The 3,477-nt window shown below is 74.4% G+C and carries 5 protein-coding genes; 3 read left to right on the top strand and 2 right to left on the bottom strand.

Features of this window, described 5'->3' with window-relative positions; translation table 11 throughout:
* Window positions 1-493: CBS domain-containing protein (locus KBX39_RS26670; RefSeq protein WP_210873097.1), on the bottom strand; the 493-nt coding region annotated here is incomplete at its 3' end.
* Between the two features lie 226 nt (window positions 494-719).
* Here KBX39_RS26670 and KBX39_RS26665 point away from each other — a divergent pair.
* Window positions 720-1,292, top strand: a complete 573-nt coding sequence (locus KBX39_RS26665; RefSeq protein WP_043330076.1) for a DoxX family membrane protein — start codon at window positions 720-722, stop codon at window positions 1,290-1,292.
* A 154-nt stretch (window positions 1,293-1,446) separates the two neighbouring features.
* Window positions 1,447-1,815, top strand: coding sequence for an FKBP-type peptidyl-prolyl cis-trans isomerase (locus tag KBX39_RS26660; RefSeq protein WP_030499930.1), 369 nt, complete (start codon window positions 1,447-1,449; stop codon window positions 1,813-1,815).
* A 74-nt stretch (window positions 1,816-1,889) separates the two neighbouring features.
* Here KBX39_RS26660 and KBX39_RS26655 read toward each other — a convergent pair whose 3' ends face one another.
* Window positions 1,890-2,288, bottom strand: coding sequence for an STAS domain-containing protein (locus KBX39_RS26655; RefSeq protein WP_083297017.1), 399 nt, complete (start codon window positions 2,286-2,288; stop codon window positions 1,890-1,892).
* 172 nt (window positions 2,289-2,460) lie between these two features.
* Between KBX39_RS26655 and KBX39_RS26650 the strand changes: the two genes are divergently transcribed.
* The coding region (locus KBX39_RS26650; RefSeq protein WP_210873095.1) for an SMP-30/gluconolactonase/LRE family protein at window positions 2,461-3,477 on the top strand (1,017 nt) is incomplete at its 3' end.

The raw sequence follows: 3,477 nt of genomic DNA, 5'->3' as shown, positions 1-3,477 counted from the left end.
CCGACAGCACCCGGCGCAGCACCTCGTGCACCACCTCCTCGCGGATCTCCGCGTCGGTACGCAGGTGCACCCGGAGCAGGTCACCACGGGTGACGATGCCGGACAGCCGGCCCAGGTCGTCCAGCACCGGCACCCGCTTGACCGCCTCGCGGTCCATCAGCCGAGCCGTCGCGGCCAGCGAGGCGCGCTCGTGGGTGGTGACCGCCGGTGCGGTCATCAGGTCCCCGGCCACCAGCGCGTCGGCCTTCTCCCGGGCGGTACGGCGCCGCCGCCCCTCGAACACCCGGCGCTCGTCCGGGTGACCGGCCCGCTCCACCTTGTGCAGCAGGTCCGCCTCGGAGATCACGCCGAGCACCCGGTGGAACGAGTCGACCACCGGCACGCCGCTGATCCGCTTACGCACCAGCACGTCGACGATCTCGCGGTACGGGGTCTGCTCCGTCACCGCCGCGACGTCCCTGGTCATCACGTCGGCCACCTGCCACGTCCTCATCACGACCTCCTCGTACCGGGCCTTCACCTGCGACGATAGGCCGCCGCAAACGCCCTGGTCAGGGGCGGCGGACCGGCGGGGAGGGGCCGACCGGACCGGGTACGGACGGGACCAATGACCCGGTCGTCAGGGCACCGGTAGGCCCTGCTCCGGGAGGCGGCTCGGCGGTGGAATGAATGTGCCACCGGGAAGCGCGGTGCGAGGCACAGGAAGGGACGTGGAGACCATGACCGCGACAATCGAGCGGACCCCCGCCGTCAAGCGGACCCCCGCCGCCACCACCGCTCCGGCGGCGCACATCGAGACCACCCGGCAGAAGGCCACCCGGTACGTGTGGGCCGGCCTGCGGCTCGCGCTGGGCTGGATCTTCCTCTGGGCCTTCCTCGACAAGATGTTCGGCCTCGGCCACGAGACTGCGGCGAAGAACGCCTGGATCAACGGCGGCAGCCCGACCAAGGGCTTCCTGGGCAACGCGGTCGAGGGCCCGTTCGCGGACCTCTACCGGAACATCGCCGGCGCGGCCTGGGCGGACACGCTGTTCATGCTCGGCCTGCTCGGCATCGGTGTCGCGCTGATGCTCGGCATCGGCATCCGGATCGCCGCCGTGGCCGGCGGACTGCTCCTGGTCCTGATGTGGACGGCCGTGCTGCCCCCGGCGAACAACCCCTTCATGGACGACCACCTCATCTACGCGGGCCTGTTGGCCGGTCTCGCCCTGGTGGGCGCCGGCAACACCCTCGGCCTCGGCCGGATCTGGGCGAAGCTCCCCCTGGTCCAGCGTCTCCCCTGGCTGAAGTGAACCAGCCCGCTGCGGGGCGGGCGTCGCCGACAGGCGGCGCCCGCCCCCTTCTCGTGTCCCCGCCACGCCGGTGTGCGGGGACCGGCGCGTATCGGCCGGTCGCGATCCGGCAGGATCGACGGTGACCACACCGTCAGCACCGAGGAGACCGTTCATGGACAAGCCCCAGGTCGGCCCGATCGAGGGCGCGCCGCCCGCGGATCTGGTCGTCGAGGACATCACCGTCGGCGACGGCCCGGAGGCCCGCCCGGGCCAACTGGTGAGCGTGCACTACGTGGGCGTGGCCCACTCGAACGGCCGCGAGTTCGACGCCTCGTGGAACCGGGGTGAGACGTTCGAGTTCCCGCTCGGCGGCGGCCAGGTCATCGCCGGCTGGGACCAGGGCGTCGTCGGCATGAAGGTCGGCGGCCGGCGCAAGCTCACCATCCCGCCGCACCTGGGCTACGGCGCCCGCGGCGCCGGCGGCGTCATCAAGCCGAACGAGACGCTCGTCTTCGTGGTGGACCTGCTCGGCGTGCGCTGAGCACAGCGCCGTTCACGTCGGGCCGTCGGCACTCGCGCCGGCGGCCCGACGTGTGCCCGGCGGCCCGCTCCCGTTCAGGCCGCGCACGCCACCATCTCGTGGGTGCGGCCGGACCGGTCGTGGGCACGGCTCGGCACGTCCTGCGAGCGGTCGGAGCAGCGCACCGGGAGCACCCGGTGCAGGCCGGTCACCCGCAGCACCCGGGCCACCACCGGGTCCGGGTCGACGAGCACCAGCTCGCCACCGCGGGCCCGGACCCGCAGGTGGGTGGCGACGAGCGCGCGGACCCCGGCGGCGGACAGCAGCCGCACACCGGACAGGTCGACCCGCAGCACCGGCCGCGCCGGCGCGGCCCAGAGCGCGGCCCGGAACGCCGTCACGGTGGCGATGTCGATCTCGCCGACCGGACGCAGCTCGACCACGTGATCGTGCACGTCCATCGCCACGTGGAAGCGCTCAACGCTGTGTACCATGCGGCCAAACCTACCCGGCCCCACCGACATTTCCGGGCCTCGCGGCGGGGGTTCCGGGTACTGTCCGGGAACCGACCCCGAGCCGTCTCAGGGTCATCCCGCAGCCGCCGCCACGGGCGCGAAACGCCGTCGGGCACTGCCCTTCGCGACGCCGCCGGGCCACAATGAGCCGATGGCCGTCCCCCGCCCGCGTGCGCCCCTGCTGATCCGGCCGGTCCGCGAGCCGGCGACCGTGCCGCCGCCGCTGACCGGGCCCTGGACGCCCGCCGACACCCGGCTCGACCGGGCCGACCTGCTGCCGTTGCCGGCCGGCGGGCACGGGCCGGAGGACGTGGTGGTCGACGCCGACGGCCGGGTGGTCAGCGGCGACGAGGACGGCCGGCTCTGGTGGTGGCCCGCCGACGCGCCGGCCGGCACCCGGCCCACGCTTCTGGCCGAGACCGGCGGACGGCCGCTGGGCATCGAACGGGACCCGGTCGACGGCGGGCTGCTCGTCTGCGACGCGTACCGGGGACTGCTGCGGGTCGACCCCGCCGGCGCGGTGCACGAGCTGACCGGGACCGCCCCGCCGGTGCACCTGGCCGACAACGCGGCGGTCGCGAGCGACGGCACCGTCTACTTCACCGACTCCTCCGACCGCTTCCCGCTGTCGCACTGGAAGCGGGACCTGCTGGAGCACCGGCCCAACGGGCGGGTGCTGGCCTACGACAGGCGCACCGGGCGCACCGACGTGGTGGCCGACGGGCTCTACTTCCCCAACGGGCTGGCGCTCACCCCGGACGAGTCGGCGCTGATGCTCGCCGAGACCGCCACCCACCGGCTGCTCCGGATCGACCTGCCGGGCGGGCGGGCCACGGTGCTGACCGACCTCCCGGCGTACCCGGACAACATCTCCGCGGTGGGTGACGGGACGTACTGGGTCGCGTTGCCCAGCCCCCGGCTGGCGGCGATGGAACGGCTGCTGCCGCATCCGCGCGTCCGCCAGCTCGTCGCGCTGCTGCCCGGCGCGGTGCAGCCCCGGCCGCGCCGTTACGGGCTGGTCGCGCTGGTCGACGGCGCGGGGCGGGTGCTGCGGACGCTGCACGGCCCGAGCGGGGCGTACCCGATGGTCACCGGTGTGCGGCAGAACGGCCGCCGGCTCTGGCTGGGCAGCCTGACCGCGGCCGGGGTGGCCCGCGTCGACCTGGAC

It is taken from the genome of Micromonospora sp. D75, assembly GCF_018070405.1.
Lineage (GTDB): Bacteria > Actinomycetota > Actinomycetes > Mycobacteriales > Micromonosporaceae > Micromonospora > Micromonospora chalcea.
The sequence above is the reverse complement of the archived record's forward strand: the minus strand, read 5'-3'. Positions and strand labels throughout refer to the sequence as shown.

Bases quoted from the DNA above. Each gene is read 5' to 3' on its own strand.
- KBX39_RS26655 (WP_083297017.1), bottom strand. From the start codon at position 2,288: ATGGTACACAGCGTTGAGCGCTTCCACGTGGCGATGGACGTGCACGAT.
- KBX39_RS26665 (WP_043330076.1), top strand. From the start codon at position 720: ATGACCGCGACAATCGAGCGGACCCCCGCCGTCAAGCGGACCCCCGCC.
- KBX39_RS26660 (WP_030499930.1), top strand. From the start codon at position 1,447: ATGGACAAGCCCCAGGTCGGCCCGATCGAGGGCGCGCCGCCCGCGGAT.